We start from the raw sequence: 21,988 nt of genomic DNA on the forward strand, positions 1-21,988 counted from the left end.
GCGCAGGCTCGCTCCCACATTGGAATGCATTCTCCAGTGGGAGCGAGCCTGCTCGCGAATCGCCGCGCTACCGATTTACAGTTTTTCCAGCGCCATGTTCAGCGCCAACACATTCACCACCGGCGGCCCTATCAACGGTTGTTCGATGTGCGCATCCAACAGGGTCTGGAGCGTCGACACCGGCAGGTTGCGCGCAGCGGCGACACGCGACAGTTGATAGGCAATCGCGGCCGGTGGCAAGTGGGGGTCGAGGCCGCTGCCGGAGGTGGTGACCATGGTCAGCGGCACTGGCCCCTGACCAGGTACCAGCAGTTTGTTGGCATCGTCGATGACGCGAGTGGCCAGTGCCGGGTTGCTCGGCGACAGGTTGCTGGCGCCACTCGACACGGTGGCAAATGCACCGGCCGATGGCCGTGGATGGAACCAGGCGTCGCCGACGAAATCCTGGGCGATCAGCGAAGAGCCACGGACCTTGCCGTCGGCATCATGGACCAGGCTGCCATTGGCCTGATCCGGAAACGCCACCTGGGCCACGCCGGTGACCACCAGGGGATAGGCGACGCCGGTGATCAGGGTCATCAGGACCAGCAGGCTCAGGGCCGGGCGTATCATTGTGGACATTTCAAAATCCTCGAATTCGGTAAACAAATACAGCGTTGAGTCAGTTGCACCGTGTCGTGTTCTTCGCGAGCAGGCTCGCTCCCACAGGGGAACGCGGTGCCTTTGTGGGAGCGAGCCTGCTCGCGAAGGCGGTGCCTCCGACACAGGGTTAAACCAAATGCAACGCCGTCAACAGCATGTCGATGGCCTTGATGCCCACGAACGGCACCAGAATCCCGCCCAGCCCATAGATCAGCAGGTTGCGTCGCAGCAATGCCGCCGCGCTCGCCGCCTGCACCCGCACACCGCGCAGCGCCAACGGAATCAGCACCACGATGATCAAGGCGTTGAACACGATCGCCGAGAGAATCGCGCTCTGCGGGCTGCTCAATTGCATGATGTTCAGCACACCGAGCTGCGGGTAGATCGCGGCAAACAGTGCGGGCAGGATCGCGAAGTACTTGGCCACGTCGTTGGCAATGGAAAACGTGGTGAGTGCGCCGCGAGTCACCAGCAACTCCTTGCCGATCTGCACCACGTCCAGCAGCTTGGTCGGGTCGCTGTCGAGGTCGACCATGTTGGCCGCCTCGCGCGCGGCCTGGGTACCGTCGTTCATCGCCATGCCGACATCAGCCTGGGCCAGCGCCGGGGCGTCGTTGGCGCCGTCACCGCACATGGCGACCAGGCGACCGTCATTCTGCTCGTGGCGAATGCGCGCCAGTTTTTTCTCCGGTGTGGCTTCGGCCAGCACGTCATCCACACCCGCTTCGGCGGCGATGGCGGCAGCGGTCAGCGGATTATCGCCGGTCACCATGACCGTGCGGATCCCCAGTTTGCGCAGCTCGGCGAAACGTTCGCGGATGCCAGGCTTGACCACGTCCTTGAGGTGAATGACGCCGAGCAGTTTGCCGTCGGCGCAGACCAGTAACGGCGTGCCACCGCTCTGGGCAATCTTGTCGATTTCCCGGGACAGCGACGCGGCCAGGTCACTGCGCTTGAGGCCGACGAACGCCAGCAGCGAATCCACCGCGCCCTTGCGATACACGCGACCTTGATAATCCACGCCCGATAGCCGGGTTTCGGCGCTGAACGGCACCGCCGTCAGTAACTCGCTGGCCGGCTCAGGTTGCGGTTGAGTACCGCGCAGGTATTCGACAATCGACTTGCCTTCCGCGGTGTCATCGGCCAGCGAAGCAAACAAGGCACCCTCGGCCAGTTCCCGGGCAGACACACCCGGTGCCGGAACCACGGCGGTGCAACGACGGTTACCGAAGGTAATGGTGCCGGTCTTGTCCAGCAACAGGACGTGCACGTCCCCGGCCGCTTCCACGGCGCGACCGGATTTGGCGATCACGTTCAAGCGCACCAGACGATCCATACCGGCGATACCGATGGCGGACAACAGGCCACCGATGGTGGTCGGGATCAGCGTGACCAATAACGCCACCAGGAACACCAGCGGCAGGCTGCCATTGGCGAAGTGGGCAAAGGGTTGCAGCGTTACTACCACCAACAGGAAAATCAGGGTCAGGCCGATCAGCAGGATGTCGAGCGCCACTTCGTTCGGGGTTTTCTGGCGCTTGGCGCCTTCGACCAGGGCGATCATGCGGTCGAGTGTCGACTCACCAGGGTTGGCGGTGATTTTCACCAGCAGCCAGTCAGAGACCAACCGGGTATTACCGGTGACGGCCGAACGGTCGCCGCCAGACTCTCGGATTACCGGCGCGGACTCACCGGTGATCGCCGCTTCGTTGACCGCGGCAATGCCTTCGATCACTTCGCCGTCACCGGGGATCATCTCCCCGGCTTCGACGCGGACCACATCGCCCTTGCGCAGGCTGGTGGCCGGGACCACCTGGAAGCTGCCGTTGGCGGTTTTGCGACGGGCGCTCAAACCTTCGCTGCCAGCCTTGAGGCTATCGGCTCGGGCCTTGCCGCGACCTTCGGCCAAGGCCTCGGCGAAGTTGGCGAACAGCACGGTGAACCACAGCCACACCGCGATTTGCGCCGCGACGAAGGTCGGTACCGCCGTGTCCGGCACGAAGCACAGCACGGTGGTCAAAATCGCCGTCAGTTCGACCACCAGCATCACCGGCGCGCGCTGCAATTGCCGAGGGTCGAGCTTGACGAAGGCTTGCAGCAGCGCCGGTCGCCAGAGGGCCGAGATGGCGGTTTTCGGTTGTTCCGGCGCCTTGGCGGCGACGGTTTTGGTTACGGGCATATTCATTATCAGATCCTCAGAAGCCCATGCTCAAATGTTCGGCAATCGGGCCCAACGCCAGCGTCGGCAAGAAGGTCAAACCACCCACCAGCAAAATGGTCACGGTCAGCAAGGTCACAAACAGCGGGCCGTGGGTCGGGAAGCTGTTCTGCCCGATCGGCGCGGTTTTCTTCATCGCCAGGCTGCCGGCCAGAGCCAGCACCGGGAGGATGTAGCCGAAGCGTCCGATCAACATGCCCAGGCCCAGCATCAGGTTGTGGAATGGCGTATTGGCACTGAAACCACCGAACGCGGAACCGTTGTTGGCACTGGCCGAGGTATAGGCGTAAAGCAACTGGCTGAAACCATGTGGGCCGGGGTTGCTCACCGAGGCCACCGGGCCAGGCAGGCTCGCGGCAATCGCGCCAAGCACCAGCACGCCAATCGGCATGACCATCAGCGTCACCACCAGCAATTGCACTTCCCTGGCCTGCAGCTTTTTACCCAGGTATTCCGGCGTGCGGCCAATCATCAGGCCGGCGAGGAACACCGCGATCAACACGTTGAGCAACATCCCGTAGAGCCCGGCGCCGACGCCGCCGAAGATCACTTCGCCGACCATCATGTTGACCAGCGCCACCATGCCGCTGAGGGGGTTGAGGCTGTCGTGCATGCCGTTGACCGAACCGTTCGATGCCGCCGTGGTGGTGACCGACCACAGCACGGTGGCCGTGGTGCCGAACCGGGCTTCCTTGCCTTCCATTGGCGCGGTCTGCTCGACGGCGACGTTGTTCAGGCTCGGGTTCGGCTGATACTCGGCCCACAGCGAGGTCGCACCGCCAATCAGGAACAGGGCCAACATGCAGGCGATGATCGCCCGACTCTGGCGCAGGTCTTTCACGTAGTGGCCGAAGGTGAACACCAGCGCGACGGGAATCAGGATGATCGACGCCAGTTCGAACAGGTTGGACCAGGCCGTCGGGTTCTCGAACGGATGCGCCGAGTTGACGCCGAAGAAGCCACCGCCATTGGTGCCCAGCTGCTTGATCGCAATCTGACTGGCCGCCGGGCCCAACGGGATCACTTGATCAACGCCCTGCACGGTCACGGCATTTACGTACTGCGCGAAGGTTTGCGGCACGCCTTGCCAGACCAGGTACAGCGCCAACAGCAGGCACAGTGGAAGCAAGCCGTAGAGGGTCGCACGGGTCATGTCGACCCAGAAGTTGCCCAGGGATTGAGTGGATTTGCGGCCAATCCCACGGCACAAAGCAACCAGAACAGCGAGGCCGGTCGCGGCGCTGACAAAGTTCTGCACCGTGAGGCCGACCATCTGGCTCAAGTAGCTCAGGGACGCCTCGCCGCTATAGGCCTGCCAGTTGGTATTGGTCATGAAACTGATGGCGGTGTTGAACGCCAGCGTCCACTCCTGGCCCGGCAGGTTTTGCGGGTTCAGCGGCAAATGGTCCTGAAACAACAGGATCGCGAACAGCAGCAGGAAACCCGCGAGGTTGAAAGCGAGCAAGGCCAGGGCGTATTTCTGCCAGCTCTGTTCAGTCTGTGGATCGACGCCGGCGAGTCGATAACAGCCGCGCTCCACCGGGCCGAGGACCGGCGTCAGCCAGGTGCGCTGACCTTCCATGACCTTGTAGTAGAAGCGCCCGAGAAACGGCGCCGGGACCAATACCACCGCGAAAAACGCGAGGATCAGCCAATAGTCATAACTGTGCATAGCCGCTCCTAGTTCCGGTCCGCGCGCAACAGCGCAACCAACAGATAATTGAACAGCCCCACTGCCAACAGCAGTGACACCCCGTCCAGAACGCTCATGGAAGTTCTCCGTGTTACGGCGTATTGCCGCGTGTGGGTTCATTGTCGGAAGGAAGGCTGTAAAGGAACGAGATCGAGGGGTGCGACGGGGCATAAAGAAAGCGTAAATAGTGGGTTTACGCCGGGATTACAGCGGTGTGCGGGCGGGTCTCATCGCAGGCAAGGCCTCCTCTGCATGGCTACACAGGCTTAAAGGGTCTTGCGACTTTCCACGCCTGCCCCTCGCGCCGCTCGGTTCTTTGCGCAAGAATGTCGGCCACCGTGCCTATTGCTGGAGAATCAACATGAAAGTAATCACCACCGACCTGCACGGTGTTCTGATCATCGAACCGAAGGTGTTTGGTGATGAGCGAGGCTTTTTTTACGAGAGCTTCAACGCGAAGGCTTTTGCGGAGGCGACAGGGCTGACCCCTCAATTCGTCCAGGACAATCATTCCCGCTCTCAAAAGGGTGTGTTGCGCGGTCTGCATTACCAGCTGGAAAACACCCAGGGCAAATTGGTTCGCGTAACGGTCGGTGAAGTACTGGACGTCGCGGTGGATATTCGCCGCAGCTCACCACACTTTGGCAAATGGGTCGCCGTGCGCCTGTCCGCCGAGAACCATCGCCAACTTTGGGTTCCTGAAGGTTTCGCTCACGGCTTCGTGGTCCTGAGTGATTTCGCCGAGTTCCTCTACAAAACCACTGACTACTACACCCCGTCGGCTGAGCGCAGCATTCGCTGGGACGATCCGGACCTGGCCATCGACTGGCAACTCGATGGCGAACCGCAACTGTCGGCGAAGGATCAGGCAGCGGCGTTCTTGAAGGATGCCGAGGTTTTTTCCTGAGCCCGGGAATCCGCGCCATTCTGTGACGGTAGCTTGAATGTGCCGCCGTCTTCGCGAGCAGGCTCGCTCCCACAGGGAATTTTCATTGTTCACAAATCCAGTGTGGGAGCGAGCCTGCTCGCGAAGGCGGCAGAATAGGCACTGACGCCCCCAACTGGCGCACAACGGGGACACATCCAGCAACAAACATCCCCAATGCGACGGCTTTTCATCCATAACGACGACTGTCGCAACGCTGGCACGCCCACTGCACACGCCCTCCCCGAGCAGTCCAAACCGTTCAGGGAGCAAACGCATGAACACACAACTCAAACCCACCTTAGGCACGCTGCACCTGTGGGGCATTGCGGTGGGGCTGGTGATTTCCGGGGAGTATTTCGGCTGGAGTTATGGCTGGGGCGTGGCCGGGACGCTGGGCTTTCTGGTGACCTCGTTCATGGTCGCCACCATGTACACCTGTTTCATCTTCAGTTTCACCGAACTGACCACCGCCATTCCCCATGCCGGTGGACCTTTTGCCTACAGCCGCCGGCCTTTGGCGAAAAAGGCGGATTGATCGCCGGGCTGGCAACGTTGATCGAATTTGTCTTCGCGCCGCCGGCCATTGCCTTGGCAATCGGCGCATACCTCAATGTGCAATTCCCCGCCCTCGACCCGAAACATGCCGCGGTGGGTGCCTACATCGTGTTCATGGGGCTGAACATTCTCGGCGTGAAGCTGGCGGCAACCTTCGAGTTGGTGGTCTGCGTGCTGGCGGTGGCTGAGTTGCTGGTATTCATGGGCGTGGTGGCCCCGGCCTTCAGCTTCAGCAACTTTGCCCTCAATGGCTGGGCGGGCTCCGAGGTGTTCGGCGCACCCGCCATTGCCGGGATGTTCGCGGCGATTCCGTTCGCAATCTGGTTCTTCCTCGCCATCGAAGGCGCGGCCATGGCCGCCGAAGAAGCCAAGGACCCGAAACGCACGATTCCCAAGGCCTACATCAGCGGCATCCTGACCCTCGTGCTACTGGCCATGGGTGTGATGTTCTTCGCCGGTGGCGTCGGCGACTGGCGTACCCTGTCGAACATCAACGACCCGCTGCCACAGGCGATGAAAACCGTGGTCGGCGAAAGCTCGGGCTGGTTGCACATGCTGGTGTGGATCGGTCTATTCGGGTTGGTGGCGAGCTTCCACGGGATCATCCTCGGTTACTCGCGGCAGTTCTTCGCCCTTGCCCGCGCCGGTTACCTGCCGGCATCCCTGGCGAAACTGTCGCGCTTCCAGACACCGCATCGGGCGATCATCGCCGGCGGCGTGATCGGCATCGCCGCGATCTACAGCGATGGCCTGATCAACCTCGGCGGCATGACGTTGACCGCGGCGATGATCACTATGGCCGTGTTCGGCGCCATCGTGATGTACATCATGAGCATGCTCAGTCTGTTCAAACTGCGCAAAACCGAACCTAACCTGGAGCGTACCTTCCGTGCGCCCTGCTACCCCCTGGTGCCGTTCATTGCACTGCTGCTGGCGGTGGTATGCCTGGTGGCCATGGCCTGGTTCAACACGCTGATCGGGCTGATCTTCCTCGGCTTCATGGCGGCGGGATTCGTCTACTTCGTGCTCACCGCGCAACTGCGTACCGATGCGCCGGCGGATGCAATGTTGACCGGGCTTTAAACAATCGCGGTGCTGCTGGCATATCGGGCATAGAATTGAACCACTGCGAAAATCATTCGCTCAAAAGTGGTATGCACGATCGGTTGGCGAAACCCGCCAATCGGCCTGCCCTTAAGGAGAGCCCTATGCCCTGGTATGCCTGGTTGATTCTGATCGTTGCAATCGGCTCGATCGTCGGCGGCTTGATGATGTTGCGTGACACCGCCAACAAGGTCGAGTTGACCGATGAACAACGTCGACGCGTCGCTGAACGCAATGCAGAAGCGGATGCCAAGGATGCGCAGGACCGCTGAACTGATCAGATAAGGAAATTGTAGGAGCGAGCTTGCTCGCGATGAATTCAAGAGCGCCGCGCTAAACCAGAAAACACGCGTAATCGTTTACGACCATCGCGAGCAAGCTCGCTCCTACAAGAACCTGAGACTATTTTTCCCAATCCGCCTTGGCAATGTGCAAGCCATGCAGCCCCTTGTACGCCGCACGTTCCGGCTGGCTCCAGCCTTCCAGCAACGATTCTTCCAACCGATAAATCTCCACCCCCAGCGGGCGACACACGCTCAGCGGATCCTGGGCGTCCGGCCCCCACATGGCCAGCGACAGATCACCGCCCGGGCAAGTCGACAGCGCGCACAACAGATCGATCTCGGCAAAGAACTCCAGATAATCCCCCTTCTGCGCCGGACAGGCTTTCATGAAATACATGTCGTCATGGTTCAACCCCGTGCACTGGAAAATGTTCAGCACATCGTGCACATCGAATTCAGTCAGGCCATGGGGCAGTACCGCGCGGGTCAGATTGGAGTGGCAGTGATGATGGAAGTCTTCGCCGGTGAGCATTTTGTTCACATAGGGGTCGCAACGGGTGCCGAGCAAGTCGTGCAGGCGACCGCCATGTTCATCGATGCCGTACCCCGCCAGGCTGTCATCGGTGATAGTCACCAGTGGGCGTAAAAACGGCAGGTTGGACCAGAGCCGGTCATGGGTACTGACGTGCGCGCCCTGCAGTTGGCGAGTCCGCGAGGCCCACAGGCGTTCGCGCGGATCATTGGCATTCCACACGTTGAAGTCGCCCACTTGCGGACCGACCGGGGTCGTCACTCTGAACACATGCCCGGCCGGGACATGCCAGGCGCGGCCGGTGCGAATCGGCACTTCAAACGATTCGATCAGCGTGCGCCCGTCCTTCGCGTCGCGCACCCGCTCGTAAAAGGCTTTGTCCACCTGCAAGGCCGAGCCTTTGCTGACTTGATAGGCGGCCGGATAGTCTTTGTACATGGTTCGAATCCTCGATCAGTGACGGGAAGAAGGGGCCAGCATTTGCAACAGCAACTGTTCGGAATCGTCGAGATACAGGCTCATCGCCTCTTCGGCGGCACGTTTGTCACCCTCGACCAGCAGCTCATGGATCTGTCGATCGCGGACCAGCCACGGTGCCTGAAAACTTGATTCATCGGGCGCGGTGCAGAACACCAGGCGCAATTGCGCGACGACATTGGTGAAGAACTCATCGAACAACGGGCTGCGCAGCAACCCGACGATGTGTTGATGAAAGGCCAGACTGTGGGTACCGACGGCGCGCCAGTCTTCGCGCTCCCGGGCCAGCTCGGTGGCCTCGAGGGCTTCGAGCATCCGGTCCGATTGATAGTCGCGCAGCGGGCGACTGGTGCTGATGGCTTGCAGCTCCAGGGTGCGGCGAACCTTGAACAGATCCCGCACGTCATCAACACACAAGCGGCGCACCATCACGCCTTTGTTGCGCACATAACGGGTCAGGCCTTCCTGCCCAAGGCGATGCAAGGCTTCACGAATGGTGTTGCGCGAAGCGTTGTAGGCCGACACCAGGTCGTTTTCCACCAGCGCCATGCCGGGCATCAATCGACCGCCAATGATGTCGGCGCGCAACTCCAACGTGATGTGATCGGCCAGTGACAGTCCGCTGCTCATACTCAATGCCTCAGGATTGTTCAACAATCATCAGGGAGTGAGTAATCACTATTCGTGCCAGCATTTATGTCGGTTTTAAACAAGTTCGACGCATCTGCATGCTTTTTAGAAGTAGAAGTACAGTCACCATCCAATTTTCATTGGTTAATATGGCGCATTGATGCGGAGATATCAGATGCGTTACTCGCAGGACCATAAAGCCCAGACCCACCAACGCATCATCAAGGAAGCTTCGGAACGTTTTCGCCGTGACGGAATCGGCGCGACCGGTCTGCAACCCCTGATGAAAGCGCTGGGCTTGACTCACGGTGGCTTTTATTCGCACTTCAAGTCCAAAGATGAATTGGTAGAAAAGGCGTTGCAGGCCGCTGGCGATCAGGTCGCCGGTATTTGCGCCGAGCTGTTCGCTCAGGATCGCCCGCTGCAGGCGTTCATCGATGCCTATCTATCGGAGTGGCACCAGACTACGCCCCACGAAGGTTGTCCGCTGCTGACCATGTCATCGGAACTCGGCATGCGTGGGCAGCCGAGCCCGACCTCCGACGAGGTATTAAACGCCCGGCTTCAACAGATACAAGGCACGCTTGAAGGCGAAAACATTGTGGACCGAAGCATCGTCATCATGTCGACGCTGGTGGGTGCGCTGCTGCTTTCGCGCAGCGTCGAGAATCCCGAGTTTGCCCGACAGATTCTCGACGTCACGCGGGCTCACCTGAACCAGTCCCAGACCTAGCCATTCCAGCGCTTGAACAACACGCTGGCATTGACGCCGCCAAAACCGAAGCCATTGGACAGCGCGTATTCGATGACCATCGGCCTGGCCTGGCCATGGACGATGTCCACACCTTCGGCAGCCGGGTCCGGGCTATCGAAGTTGAGCGTCGCCGGAACCACCTGATCACGGATCGCCAGCAGGGTGAAGATCGCTTCAAGCCCACCCGCCGCGCCAAGCAAATGCCCGGTGGCGGATTTGGTCGATGTCACCGCGATCTTGTTATCCGCGCCAAACAGCGCCTTGATCGCCGCCAACTCGCCCAGATCGCCAACCGGTGTCGAGGTCGCGTGGGCATTCAGATGCTGAACCTGCTCCGGCGAAACGCCTGCCTGAGCCAATGCCAGCGACATCGCGCGCCTTGCTCCACTGCCATCTTCAGGGCCGGCAGTCAGGTGATAGGCATCGGCACTGGTGCCGTAACCCACCAGCTCTGCCAGCGGTTTAGCGCCACGTGCCAACGCATGCTCCAGGGACTCGATCACCAACAGGCCAGCGCCCTCCCCCATGACAAAGCCGTCACGGCCACTGTCGAAGGGACGTGAGGCACGCTCGGGGGTGTCGTTGTAACCACTGGACAGAGCGCGAGCTGCAGCAAATCCGGCGAGGCTGACCCGGTCTATCGCTGCCTCGGCACCACCGCACACCGCAATGTCCGCCTCGCCCGAGCGAATCAGCCGGGCCGCGTCGCCGATGGCCTGGACCCCGGCCGCGCAAGCCGTTACCGGCGCACCCAGCGGACCTTTGAAACCATGCTGAATCGACACATGCCCCGCCGCCAGGTTGACCAGAAACGACGGAATGGTGAATGGCGACAAACGCCGAGGGCCACGGCTGTCCGTGGTACGCACTGCATCGGCAATCGCACCGAAACCACCTACCCCGGAACCAATGATGGTGGCCGTGCGCTCCCGGGTATCGTCAGTTTGCGCCTTCCAACCGGCCTGCTCCAAAGCCTGACGCGCCGCTTCCATGGCAAACAGGATGAAACGGTCCATCTTCTTTTGTTCTTTGGGCGGTGTTGCCAGGTCCGGGTCGAAACCCGCCTCGGCATCATCAGACACGGTCGGCACCGCACCGCCGACCTTCGCCGGCAGATCTGCAACGACCTCTTCCGGTAAGTTGCGTAACCCGGAGCGACCCGCCAACAGACGCTGCCAGACAACTTCAACACCGCTACCCAGCGGAGACACCAGTCCCATGCCGGTTACGACCACTCGACGATCACTCATACCGCACTACCTCCTGCCGATTTGCGCGATTCATTTGTAACGCGCGGCAGCTTTGCTTTTGGAAAGGTTCGGCGCCATCACATGACGTGCCGCGACGAAGGCATCCCAGTCAGCCGCATCCGGCAGCGACGGGATGGTGATCAACTCACCCTGATCAAGGCCCGAAAGGGCCGCGTCGACCATCTCCCCCGCCTCCATGACCATGTCCGCTGGAATCTGCGAAGCATCGATACCGGAACGCTCCCATATTTCGGTACGTGTCACCCCTGGCAACACCGCCTGGACCTTGACGCCGGTGCCATCCAGCTCGGCGTTCAACGATTGGGTCAGACTCAACACATAAGCCTTGCTGGCGCTGTAGGTCGCATTGAAGCGCTCGGGAAACAACGCCACCACTGACGCAACGTTGATGATCGTGCCCCGACCTGCCTTGGCAAAACTGGCGGCCGCTGCCGATGCCAGGCGCGTAACCGCTGTCACGTTCAACTGAATCATTCTCTCCAGCTGATCCGTATCGGCATTGGCCAGCAAACCGTCGGCCGCCACACCAGCGTTGTTCAACAGCAGGCTGATACTCGAATCACTGCGCAGCCGCTGCTCAAGCTTGAGCACGTCGTCCTTCTGCGTCAGATCCGCCTTGAGCACTTCAACCTGAACGCCATACTCGGCGCGTAACTTACCGGCCGCCTCGTCGAGCCGCTGCTGATCACGAGCCACCAGCAGCAAATCAAAACCACGCGACGCCAGACGCTGCGCGTAAACCGCGCCGATGCCGGAAGAAGCACCGGTGACGAGGGCCGTACCTTGGGACTGGGGAGAATTCATGGCTGTGCTCCTGGAGGATACTTGTGGGAAAGCAAAGCACCCTGGTGTCAGGACGCTTCGACGGAATACTCATTTATTATATGCATAATCTAATTTACATATGATAGCCATAATTTTCATAGTGCCGATAGAAGGCAGTGCCTGAAGGTGTTCGCCGGAAAGCAAAAAGGCCGGTCAATGACCGGCCCCTTGGCGTTGAATAATCAGCTTAGTTCACTTCCAGCTTCTCGCGATTACGATCCAGAATCGCCTTGCCGATACCCTTCACTTCCAGCAACTCATCCACCGATGCGAACGCCCCGTTGGTTTCACGATACGCAACAATCGCATTGGCCTTGGCTTCGCCAATACCGGACAACTCGCGCTGCAATGTTGACGCATCTGCCATGTTGAGATCGATTTTGCCGCTTTGTGCCTTTGGCGACACTTCCTGCACCACCGCCATATTGCCAGGCTCAGGCTTGACTGCGGGCGCCGCATTAGCGGCCGTCGAGACACTGGTGAGCAGGGCAAAAACCAGAGAGTAGAAAAAGCCAATACGCATAATTGACGCTCCATGACATCGATTGAGAAAGCAGCTTTTCCGAAGCTGCCTCCCAAACTTAGGCGATGTCTGGAGCCTGTCAAAAATGTGTCCGTTACAGAATATGAAACAATCAGGGCTCGAGGCGACGCTGCTGATAGATCCAGTCAACGATATCGCCATCGGGGGTGTAGCCACTGACGGTATCACGCAAGAGCTGACGGACGCGCGTGTAATCGTCCTCATCAACGGCAACCAACAACTCGCGCAATCGGCCCTTGAGCACATCCCACGGCAGATGATCTTCGTTGGCGCTCATGATCATTGGATGCTGCGTGGCGGATACGTTGTCGCCAATCAGCAACTCCTCGTAAAGCTTCTCGCCAGGACGCAGCCCGGTGAATTCGATCGAGATATCGCCTTGCAGGTTTTTCTCAGAACGAACGCTCAAACCGGACAGATGAATCATTTTCTCTGCCAGCTCGACGATCTTCACCGGCTCACCCATATCAAGCACGAACACATCACCGCCCTGCCCCATGGAGCCGGCCTGGATCACCAGTTGCGCGGCCTCGGGAATGGTCATGAAATAACGAGTGATTTTCGGGTGAGTCACCGTCAGCGGTCCACCCGCCTTTATCTGGCTGTGGAACAGTGGAATCACCGAGCCGGAGGAGCCCAGAACATTGCCAAAACGCACCATGGTGAAACGGGTCTTGTTGACCCGGGACACATTGGCCTTGTCGCCGAACAGAACCGGTGCGATCTCGCGGCTCAAGGCTTGCAGCGTCAACTCGGCCAGACGCTTGGTGCTGCCCATTACATTCGTAGGGCGAACCGCCTTGTCGGTGGACACCAACACAAAGTTGGACACACCCGATTGCAATGCAGCCTGAGCGGTGTTGAGCGTACCAATGACGTTATTCAACACGCCCTCGGCGATGTTGTGCTCGACCATCGGCACATGCTTGTACGCTGCGGCGTGATAGACCGTGTCCACGCCCCAGGTCTTCATGACATCCAGCAATTTGTCCTGATGACGAATGGAGCCGAGGATCGGCAACAGCTGGACCGGGACCGACTCGCGACAGCCACGCTGCTCCAATTCCGTCAGAATGCTGTAGAGGTTGAATTCGCTGTGGTCAAACAGCAAAAGCGTGGTCGGGCCCAATGTAAAAATCTGCCGGCAAAGCTCCGCGCCGATCGAGCCACCAGCCCCGGTGACCAGGACTGTCTTGCCTTTGATACAACGCTCAAGCAAATCCGGATGCGCCGGTACCGAATCACGTCCGAGCAAGTCGGCGATGTCTACTTCCTGGATGTCTTGGACTTTTACCCGCCCGCTTGCCAGATCGGTAACGTTGGGTACGCTGCGGATGTGCAATGGGAAACGTTCCAGCATCGTGAGAATTTCCCTACGACGTGAACGGGTAGAGGACGGCAAAGCCAAAAGAATTTCCTGAGCCCCTGTCTCATCGATCATCTGCTGAATGTGCTTGGGTTTATAGACCTGCAGACCGGCAATTGCCCGATCCGCGATGCTCGAATCATCATCAATGAATGCCACGGGACGCATGACCCGCCCCATACGAAGCGCGGCGACCAACTGATTACCGGCCACGCCCGCCCCGTAAATCGCCACCTTGGTGAGACCATCATCACGGTTGGTAAACGGTACATGATGAGCCCCCGAGAACCAGTCCCCCATGAAGTACTGGCGCATGCAAAGACGCAGACCGCCGATGATGACCAGGCTGAGCCACCAATAATTGAAGACGATTGAGCGTGGCACGACAGCTTCGTGATTGCTGTACCAATAAACCACAACCGCCAAGACCAGCGAGGAAAGACTAACGGCTTTGATAATGGCGATGAGCGCGTCGTTGCCGAAATAGCGCATGACGGCACGATACATGCCGAACCTGATGAATAGAGGTATGGCGACGATAGGAGCGCTGACAAACAGCCAGAAATGGACCCTGAAAGGGTTGTACATATCATCGATACCCAACCGGACGATGAATGCCAACCACAGAGCCCCCCAGACCAGAACAATGTCTGTGGCAACCTGAAGCAGTCGCTTGCGACGTCTGGGAAGCCCTAAAAGGCGCGCTCTGACCTTGTCCATTAACTCTTCAAACACCTCAGTTCTCTCCCTTACGCCGTAGTGGAACCTTATAAGCGCATCTCCTCCACTTTGAAACCAAAATGACGGAACTGTTACTCTGCTTTTTCCTGTGGTGCTTCAAGCTCACCTGCATGAAACTTGATGGCCAACGCAACTAATGGAGCATAGGCCAGAATCAACCCAACCCCAGAGTTAAGACCGAATTGACTAACGCCTAGTGCGATAGGCAACAACCAAAGCAAATTGATCGCCCCGACTACCGCTGTAACCGCCAGATGGCTGCCAAACCGACGAGAGGCGAACTGATAGGCATGGCTGCGGTGCGCTTCATAGACCTTGTCACCCCGGAGTAAGCGGCGAAACAACGTGAACGTCGCGTCGACTATGAACACGCCAAGCAAAATCAGCCAACCCCACAGCAAATCAGCGGATACCCAGGCCGCTTGAAGTGAAAGCCCTCCAAGGACCATACCCAGGAATCCGCTTCCAGCGTCACCCATGAAGATTCTGGCAGGCGGAAAATTCCAGAAAAGGAAACCCGCAACGGCAAGGGCCAGCAACAAGGGACCCCAGATCAAGTCCATCGCACCACCGACCCAATACAAAAGACAGGCCCCGAGGCAGGCGCAAATCGCCTCGACACTGGCTATACCGTCGATACCGTCCATGAAGTTGTACAGGTTGAGCAGCCATACGAGATAAAACGCTGCCAGCACATGACCCAACCATCCGAGGTCAAAGGTGCCCCCAAAGAGCTCAATTACAGGCAAGCCACCCAACCAGAAAAGCATCCAGATCGAAGCAGCGAAATGCCCCAGCAAGCGCCAACGGGCGGCAATGTGCCCGTGGTCATCCATGAAACCGATAATGGCAATCAGGGCACCGGCGCCGCCAATAGCCAGAAACGCCTGGGAAGTCATCAGCCCTGCAAACAAGAGCATGAACAGCGCCATGGTAAATGCCAAAACGATTGCCACTCCTCCACCTCGAGGTGTGGGCACCGAGTGAGAACTGCGCGCATTGGGAATATCCATCAGGCTTTGCGACAGGGCATAACGACGCAAAGCCCAAGTGAGGGAGAAAGATACGGTGACAATGACAGGGATAAACCAGCCATAACTCATGATTTACAGGAATCCAGAAAATGTTGCGCCGTCAGCGCCAACGCTTGATCGAGAGTGACCGGAGGTATCCAGCCCAATAGTTGTCGGTTCTTGCTGATATCGACCTGCAAGGATCCGAGAATACGGTCGGCCAGTGCTCGCTGGCCAAGCAACGTTGCACCGCAAGTCATCAGCCAGGATGGGACAGGCAACAACCTGGCAGGCTTGCCCAATGCTGCCGCTAGCTTGCGTAATAGCTGCGTGGTTGAGACATCTTCATCATCGCTGGCCAGGAATACTTGATTGGCTGCAGCCGGATGGTCGGAACAGGTCACGATCAAGTCCACCAGATTGTCTATGGCGACGAGGCTACGTTGATTGTGGACAGCGCCAAAAGGCAATGGAACACCGCGATACAGCCAGCGCATCATGCTCAAAAAATTGGCCTTGACCCCCGGGCCATAGACCAATACTGGCCGGATGATGACAACCTCCATCCCCGTGGTTGCAGCGAGCGCCGTCAATCCTCGCTCTGCCTCAAGCTTGGAAATGCCATAAGGGTCAATCGGCGCGGGCTCGTCATCGGCACGGTATGCGATGCCAGGCTGAGTACCTTCACCATTCACCTTGATGGAACTGATGAAGATAAAACGCTTCACTCCGCACGCTACGGCCTGGCGTGCGAGGTTCAACGTAGCTTCGACGTTGACTTCACGAAACGCTGCCAACGGATCGACGGCCTCCTCATTCATGACATGAACACGAGCTGCGGCATGAACAACCACATCGACATCAGTCAGGGCGGCCTTCCAATCGTTGGTGGCGTTGAGGCCGCTCAACGGAAGCGAGCGCACACCTGCAGCCAGGGTGATGGACTGGGCTCGCAGCGGCGCAACAACAGAACAGCCGGGCAGCTGTACCAATCGATGGATCAACGCCCGCCCCAGAAATCCGCTTCCACCGGTAACCAGAAATGTTTTAGATCGCATGGAAGGCCCTTGGAATAGGAAAGAACATCAATGCCCGGCCATTGTTCCGCAATCTATCAAAGCAGAGAGCGATAAATCTCGGCATAGGATTTTGCCATCGAATCAGAAGAAAACACCGCCTCGAAACGCCGTTGCGCAGCCTCTCCCATCGACGCAGCCACTTCCTGTTGATTCCAGAGCCAGGTCATTGCCGCAGCCAGCGCGACAGAATCACGGGGCGGAACAACCAAACCAGTTTCCCCTGCGATGTTGATGTAAGTGGTGCCAGAGCCTATCTCGCAGGAAATCATCGGCTTGCCGTACATTGCCCCCTCAAGCAAAGAAATACCGAACGATTCTGATCTCAGGTGCGAAGGAAAAACGAACGCATAGCACAGTGCCAGTAGAGCGGCCTTGTCATCGTCGGGTAACCCCCCCAAGAAATGCACATTAGAGAGGCCCAATTGATTGGCCTGGGCCTTTAGCTCGGCCTCAAGGTGTCCACCACCCAGAATGACAACGGGGAGCTGAGTCGACTTGGCAGCCTCAAGCAGATAGTCCAGTCCCTTGTAATAACGCAGCGCCCCAACAAAAAGGAAAAACCGTTCGCCTAGTCGCGACCGCCAAAACTCGAGCTTCTCGGCCGAAGGCGTCGGGTACGTTTCGCGATCCAACCCATAAGGCACAATACGGACCTTGTCCTTGAATCGCGTCAATACCGGACTGCTTTCTGCGTAGTTGGGTGATGAGGCGACAATACAGTCAACATTGGACAAGAAGCGATTCATCAATGGCTGATAAAGCTTGAGGAGTGTCTTTTGCTTGACGATATCCGAGTGATAACTGACGACAGCCGGCTTCTTGATTCGGCTTAAGAAATGTACCAAATCCATGTAGGGCCATGGAAAGTGGTAGTGAACAATGTCCGCCTTCTTCGCCAATTCGACAAAGTCCTTGATCGCCGAAAGCGAGAACCCTGTAGACGCGACATGTAGATCGAGTTTGGATCGATGAGTCAGATGGTGCCCCATCTTTTCGTTACGCGCTGCACCTCGCTCACTGAGATATAGCACTTCAGACTCATATCCGTGTGAGAGCCCGCCCTCTGCAATCTGAAAAATGACTTGTTCAATACCGCCCATGGTATCCGGGTAGTACGTCTTGAAGAAGTGCAGAACCTTGATCATTGTCCTTTGACTACCGTCTGATAAACCTGAAGCGTTTCCCTGGCACAGCGCTCCCATGAAAACCTGGCGGCATGCAGTAACCCTTGTTCGACAGCACTGAATCGCCAAGCCTCATCCTCCAGCCCTCGCTGGATAAGTTCAGTCAAAGTCTCAGTGTCCTGGGCTTCGCACATCAGGGCCGCCTCACCAGCGACCTCCGGAAGCGAGGAGCTGTTGGAACACACCACCGGGACACCTGAACTCATTGCCTCAAGAACCGGCAAGCCAAATCCTTCATAAAGTGACGGAAAGGTAAAAAGACGAGCGCCTGCAAATAACAGAGGCAGATCTTCACTGGGTACAAACCCCAGGTAGTAAGCCCAGCCCTCGCGTTTTGCATTATCGAGACGTTGATGAATGCTCTCGTTTCGCCACCCGTGATAACCAGTCAGCACCAATGGCCAGCGCTTGCGCACTTCAATCGGCAGGCGGGAATAGGCATCCAGCAAGGTCTCGATGTTTTTCCGAGGTTCAATTGTCCCGACAAACAGACTGTAACCGCCTGCTTCGAGTCCATGACGCGCGAGCGTACTTCTGAGTTCGCTTGCGCTACGAGGATGAAACTCTGCGGAACTGGCCAACGGTACGGTGTGGATTCGATCAATCGGCCAGGAGAAGTAATCGGCCAATTCTTTTCGGGTGTACTCAGAGTCCGTGATCAGTGCGTCCGCCCTTACTAAAGTGGTTTTAAGCTCCTTCTGCAAATAGCGCACAAGTTGCGGCGCATGGCAGTGAGACCAGGTAAAGGGGGACAGATCGTGAAAAGTTGCAACACTGCGGCCGGCGAATGGCGGCAGATAATAATTAGGACTGTGATACAGAAAGTCACCATGGTCCTTTAACGCACGCTTCCTGAGCAACGGCATAAGCAGCCGATAGGCTTCAACCGCCAGGAAGTTTTTTTGCACGGCCCGTTTCAGGCCGTAACCGTTACCCGAGGCATCGGCAGCCGTAGGTAACGATGGCAAGAACCGCCGACCAGCAAAAAACTGCAGGTCGGTGATTTCCGGATTCTGCTGCAGTCGCAGCGCCAATTCGTAGGTGTAGCGACCGATGCCGGTCAGCGGGAAGCGAACCGGTTCAACAGAAAGAATTAACTTCATTTATTCAGCCGTCAACATCCAGCTCAGGGTTTCACTCAGAGGAGGTGTGGTCCAGCCGGGTACCAACGCTTTCAACCTGGCGTTGTCCCCGCACAAGGTTTTCACTTCATTGGCCCGTACAAAAGCTGGATTCACTTGAACTTCAATTTCGTGCCCGGTAAACCCTTCGCACATTTCAATCACTTCACGAAGTGAATGGGTTTGGCCAGAACTGACATTAATCGTCTGCCCTAGTGGTTTCGCCTCGATCAACCCTCGATAAGCGGACACCAAGGCACGAACATCGCTGAAATCACGCCAAACGTCGAGGTTACCCAATTCGATTTTTTGCGCCTTGCGACGAAAATGAGAAACGATTTTGGGCAACAGGAAGTTTTCCGCTTGTCCAACACCCGTGTAGTTGAAAGGGCGAGCTATGACGATCGGCAGCCGATCTTGCCAAAGGTTGGCCATGTACTCCATGGCCAGCTTGCTGACGGCATAATCGTTCGCGGGTGCAGGAGCTGTGGACTCTGAAAGTAGCCCACCGGAAGCATTGCCATAGACATTCGCACTACTGGCGATCAACACGCAATCCAGCGATTTTCCGCTGGCTTCGACGGCCTCGAGCAGATTACGCGTCCCAATCAGATTGACCTGATAGAACGCATTCGCTGCACCATGACCGACAAACGCCAATGCTGCGAGATGAACCACAACATCCGGCTGAATCTTTGCCAGCAGCGTACGCAAACCCGGACCATCAGCCAGGTCCACCTGATGGTAGTTGGGCTCATCGGAAGGTTGACTACCCAACCCGATAACCTCATAGCCATGAGTTCGAAGCTCATCAGCCATGTAACGACCGGTGAAACCCTGAATCCCCGTAATCAGCGCACGCTTGCCGGCAATGGTCATCAGAACGAGAATCCTTGTTCATTTCGACGCAGGTCAGCTTCAACCATCATGCGGCACAGCTCTTCCAGCGAAGTTTTTGGCTCCCAACCGAGGACTTCCTTGGCTTTGGCAGGGTTACCGATCAGCAACTCCACTTCAGTCGGGCGGTAGAATTTCGGGTTGATCGTGACCAGCACCTTACCGGTTGCAGCATCAGTGCCCTGCTCGTCTTCCGCGGTCCCAGCCCAGGAAATAGTAATTCCAACAGCCTTGAACGCCATGGAGACGAAATCGCGAACAGTTTCGGTGCGGTTAGTCGCCAACACGAAAGTATCCGGCTCATCGGCTTGCAGCATGCGCCACATGCCTTCTACATACTCCTTGGCGAAACCCCAGTCGCGCTTGGCGTCGAGATTGCCCAATTCCATCTTGTCCAGCAGACCCAGTTTGATCTTGGCAACGGAGTCGGTGATCTTGCGGGTCACAAACTCACGACCACGCAGCGGAGACTCGTGGTTGAACAGAATACCGCTGGTCGCGAAAATGCCATACGACTCACGATAGTTGATGGTCATCCAGTGAGCGTAAAGCTTGGCCACACCATAGGGGCTTCGCGGGTAGAAAGGCGTGCTTTCAATCTGCGGGATAGCCTGGACCTTGCCGAACATCTCGGAGGTGGATGCCTGGTAGAAGCGAACCTTCGGATTCACGATACGGATGGCTTCAAGCAGATTTACCGCGCCAAGACCAGTGATTTCTGCGGTAGTGAGCGGCTGCTCAAACGACACCCCTACGAAGCTCTGCGCAGCGAGGTTATAGACCTCGGTGGCTTCAGTGGTTTGCAGCAGGCGAATGCTGGCCGACAGGTCGGTCAGATCATATTCAACCAAATGCAGATTAGGGTTGGACTGAATGCCCAACTCTTCGATACGCCAGAAATTGACAGAGCTGGTACGACGGTAGGTACCGTATACGGTGTACCCCTTCTCCAGCAACAGTTCCGCCAGGTAGGCGCCGTCTTGTCCAGTGATGCCTGTAACGATTGCTTTCATGCGAATCCTCTAAACTCCATTCGTATGCTGATAGGCAGACATTTTTAGATCAGCTCGCGACTGCGCCTTTTGCGTATCCGTCACGAAGCACTGCTTGAGGTGGATCATACAGAATGCGGAGATTTCAGACGACTGATTGCGCTAATTTCAATGAAGCCGGTGCAACCCAACTACCCCAAGCAATACACCCTTTTTTGCCGCGTAGAGCCCGCATCAAGCTAAAATTAGCGCATTGGTGCTCAAATCGCCCAAAAAACGAACATCATTCAGACAGATACCCCTCATTTGGCCATTTCACCCTGACCGCGACCAAAAACACAGGCCACCTTATGTCTTTTGAGTCTTATGGCGCCTTCAGCTGACTGAGCATTCAATCAAGCCGCTCAAGTGAAACAATTAAACCCGAGGCAAACATCCGCCCGCTGCACAAGGCAAATCTGGCCGTGATGAAAATGAATAGCCGCCCAGACAATTAGCTAAAAAAGGTATTATAAAACTCACTAAAACCTGGAACCTGGCGAAGCACTTGCTCTCTTTCCGACGACGACAACTTAATGGTTTTATTAAGACGAACATGGCGTCGATGAAAAAAGTTTTCCTTGTCATAATATGAAAAACCAATATCAACGGTTTCATCACTATTAGCAGAAAGCGAATTAGAAAACTTGCTAATAGATTTTTTTTGATAGCTTTTCCACAACCTAAAAAACTCCATCGGCGACAGAGTAAAACCTAGATAGCGCGCTATTTTCCAAATTGCAATAATGGGTCGATCCTGAATCAGATCAAATCGCAACACTAAAACATCTTGCTGAATAGACTGAAAAGTTTTTAGCCACTTCCCAAAATCAATCATCGACTGCTCAAGACTAAAGCCAAATACCTCCATCCACGACTCGATGGCCTCGAACGGATCTCGAATAGTACAAACACCCTTCATCGCACCAATTTTCAGAAGTGTTATACCCATCTCATCGAGGTCGTGACTTTTTAAAATCAGGTTTTTTTCTTGAGCGGCATCCAAAAGCGATGCCGTGCTTGCAATTGCATCAAAAGAAACACGGCGGCCGCAAAAACTGAGTGCAACACCTGACCTTTCCGGTACGGTGCTGCCACT

20 protein-coding genes and 1 pseudogene are annotated in these 21,988 nt (G+C 57.2%); 4 read left to right on the forward strand and 17 right to left on the reverse strand.

Annotated features, from left to right (window positions below):
- Positions 1-75 precede the first annotated feature (75 nt).
- The 4 genes from kdpC to kdpF form a co-directional block, all read right to left on the reverse strand.
- Positions 76-621: a potassium-transporting ATPase subunit KdpC gene (gene kdpC, locus HNQ83_RS28935; protein ID WP_175392262.1), complete on the reverse strand. Its 546-nt coding sequence runs from the start codon at positions 619-621 to the stop codon at positions 76-78.
- Between the two features lie 148 nt (positions 622-769).
- Entirely contained in the window at positions 770-2,827 is a 2,058-nt protein-coding gene (gene kdpB, locus HNQ83_RS28940; RefSeq protein WP_175392263.1) for a potassium-transporting ATPase subunit KdpB, read from the reverse strand.
- 10 nt (positions 2,828-2,837) lie between these two features.
- Complete coding sequence (kdpA, locus tag HNQ83_RS28945) at positions 2,838-4,532, reverse strand: potassium-transporting ATPase subunit KdpA (protein ID WP_175392264.1); 1,695 nt, start codon at positions 4,530-4,532, stop codon at positions 2,838-2,840.
- An 8-nt stretch (positions 4,533-4,540) separates the two neighbouring features.
- Positions 4,541-4,630, reverse strand: a complete 90-nt coding sequence (gene kdpF / locus HNQ83_RS28950) for a K(+)-transporting ATPase subunit F (RefSeq protein WP_175392265.1) — start codon at positions 4,628-4,630, stop codon at positions 4,541-4,543.
- A 284-nt stretch (positions 4,631-4,914) separates the two neighbouring features.
- Here kdpF and rfbC point away from each other — a divergent pair, with 284 nt between their 5' ends.
- The 3 genes and pseudogenes from rfbC to HNQ83_RS28965 all read left to right on the forward strand — a co-directional run bounded on the left by rfbC (position 4,915) and on the right by HNQ83_RS28965 (position 7,412).
- Positions 4,915-5,460, forward strand: a complete 546-nt coding sequence (gene rfbC / locus HNQ83_RS28955; RefSeq protein WP_175392266.1) for a dTDP-4-dehydrorhamnose 3,5-epimerase — start codon at positions 4,915-4,917, stop codon at positions 5,458-5,460.
- 295 nt (positions 5,461-5,755) lie between these two features.
- Positions 5,756-7,119: pseudogene (eat, locus tag HNQ83_RS28960) on the forward strand (ethanolamine permease).
- 125 nt (positions 7,120-7,244) lie between these two features.
- Positions 7,245-7,412 carry a DUF2897 family protein gene (locus HNQ83_RS28965; protein ID WP_096512793.1) on the forward strand — a complete coding sequence of 56 codons (168 nt, stop codon included), beginning with the start codon at positions 7,245-7,247 and terminating at the stop codon, positions 7,410-7,412.
- Positions 7,413-7,542: 130 nt separating this feature from the next.
- Here the strand turns inward: HNQ83_RS28965 and HNQ83_RS28970 are convergent, their stop codons facing one another.
- Complete coding sequence (locus HNQ83_RS28970; protein WP_175392267.1) at positions 7,543-8,394, reverse strand: DUF1989 domain-containing protein; 852 nt, start codon at positions 8,392-8,394, stop codon at positions 7,543-7,545.
- Between the two features lie 15 nt (positions 8,395-8,409).
- Entirely contained in the window at positions 8,410-9,063 is a 654-nt protein-coding gene (locus HNQ83_RS28975) for a GntR family transcriptional regulator (RefSeq protein WP_175392268.1), read from the reverse strand.
- A 175-nt stretch (positions 9,064-9,238) separates the two neighbouring features.
- Between HNQ83_RS28975 and HNQ83_RS28980 the strand changes: the two genes are divergently transcribed.
- A complete protein-coding gene (locus tag HNQ83_RS28980) occupies positions 9,239-9,796 on the forward strand; it encodes a TetR/AcrR family transcriptional regulator (protein WP_175392269.1) in 558 nt (185 codons plus the stop codon).
- On the opposite strand, the gene fabF is transcribed toward HNQ83_RS28980, so the two are convergent.
- The 11 genes from fabF to HNQ83_RS29035 all read right to left on the reverse strand — a co-directional run.
- Positions 9,793-11,067, reverse strand: a complete 1,275-nt coding sequence (gene fabF, locus HNQ83_RS28985) for a beta-ketoacyl-ACP synthase II (protein ID WP_175392270.1) — start codon at positions 11,065-11,067, stop codon at positions 9,793-9,795. The genes HNQ83_RS28980 and fabF overlap by 4 nt on opposite strands.
- Positions 11,068-11,097: 30 nt before the next feature.
- Complete coding sequence (locus tag HNQ83_RS28990; RefSeq protein WP_175392271.1) at positions 11,098-11,892, reverse strand: SDR family oxidoreductase; 795 nt, start codon at positions 11,890-11,892, stop codon at positions 11,098-11,100.
- A 208-nt stretch (positions 11,893-12,100) separates the two neighbouring features.
- A complete protein-coding gene (locus tag HNQ83_RS28995) occupies positions 12,101-12,436 on the reverse strand; it encodes a helix-hairpin-helix domain-containing protein (protein WP_175392272.1) in 336 nt (111 codons plus the stop codon).
- A gap of 112 nt (positions 12,437-12,548) precedes the next feature.
- Positions 12,549-14,543: a nucleoside-diphosphate sugar epimerase/dehydratase gene (locus HNQ83_RS29000; RefSeq protein ID WP_175392279.1), complete on the reverse strand. Its 1,995-nt coding sequence runs from the start codon at positions 14,541-14,543 to the stop codon at positions 12,549-12,551.
- A 92-nt stretch (positions 14,544-14,635) separates the two neighbouring features.
- Complete coding sequence (locus HNQ83_RS29005) at positions 14,636-15,667, reverse strand: glycosyltransferase family 4 protein (protein ID WP_175392273.1); 1,032 nt, start codon at positions 15,665-15,667, stop codon at positions 14,636-14,638.
- Entirely contained in the window at positions 15,664-16,635 is a 972-nt protein-coding gene (locus HNQ83_RS29010; protein WP_175392274.1) for an SDR family oxidoreductase, read from the reverse strand. Before HNQ83_RS29010 ends, HNQ83_RS29005 begins: the two co-directional genes overlap by 4 nt.
- A 56-nt stretch (positions 16,636-16,691) precedes the next feature.
- Entirely contained in the window at positions 16,692-17,801 is a 1,110-nt protein-coding gene (locus tag HNQ83_RS29015; protein WP_175392275.1) for a glycosyltransferase family 4 protein, read from the reverse strand.
- Entirely contained in the window at positions 17,798-18,943 is a 1,146-nt protein-coding gene (locus tag HNQ83_RS29020) for a glycosyltransferase family 1 protein (RefSeq protein ID WP_175392276.1), read from the reverse strand. The genes HNQ83_RS29015 and HNQ83_RS29020 overlap by 4 nt, the downstream gene beginning before the upstream one ends.
- Positions 18,944-19,840, reverse strand: a complete 897-nt coding sequence (locus HNQ83_RS29025; protein WP_175392277.1) for a GDP-mannose 4,6-dehydratase — start codon at positions 19,838-19,840, stop codon at positions 18,944-18,946.
- On the reverse strand, positions 19,840-20,871 hold the full coding sequence (gmd, locus tag HNQ83_RS29030) for a GDP-mannose 4,6-dehydratase (protein WP_095056693.1): 1,032 nt from the start codon (positions 20,869-20,871) through the stop codon (positions 19,840-19,842). The genes HNQ83_RS29025 and gmd overlap by 1 nt, the downstream gene beginning before the upstream one ends.
- A gap of 472 nt (positions 20,872-21,343) precedes the next feature.
- Positions 21,344-21,988 (reverse strand): hypothetical protein (locus tag HNQ83_RS29035; protein WP_175392278.1); only part of this gene is annotated, 645 nt, incomplete at its 5' end.

Source organism: Pseudomonas sp. C2B4, assembly GCF_013359695.1.
Classification (GTDB): Bacteria; Pseudomonadota; Gammaproteobacteria; order Pseudomonadales; family Pseudomonadaceae; genus Aquipseudomonas.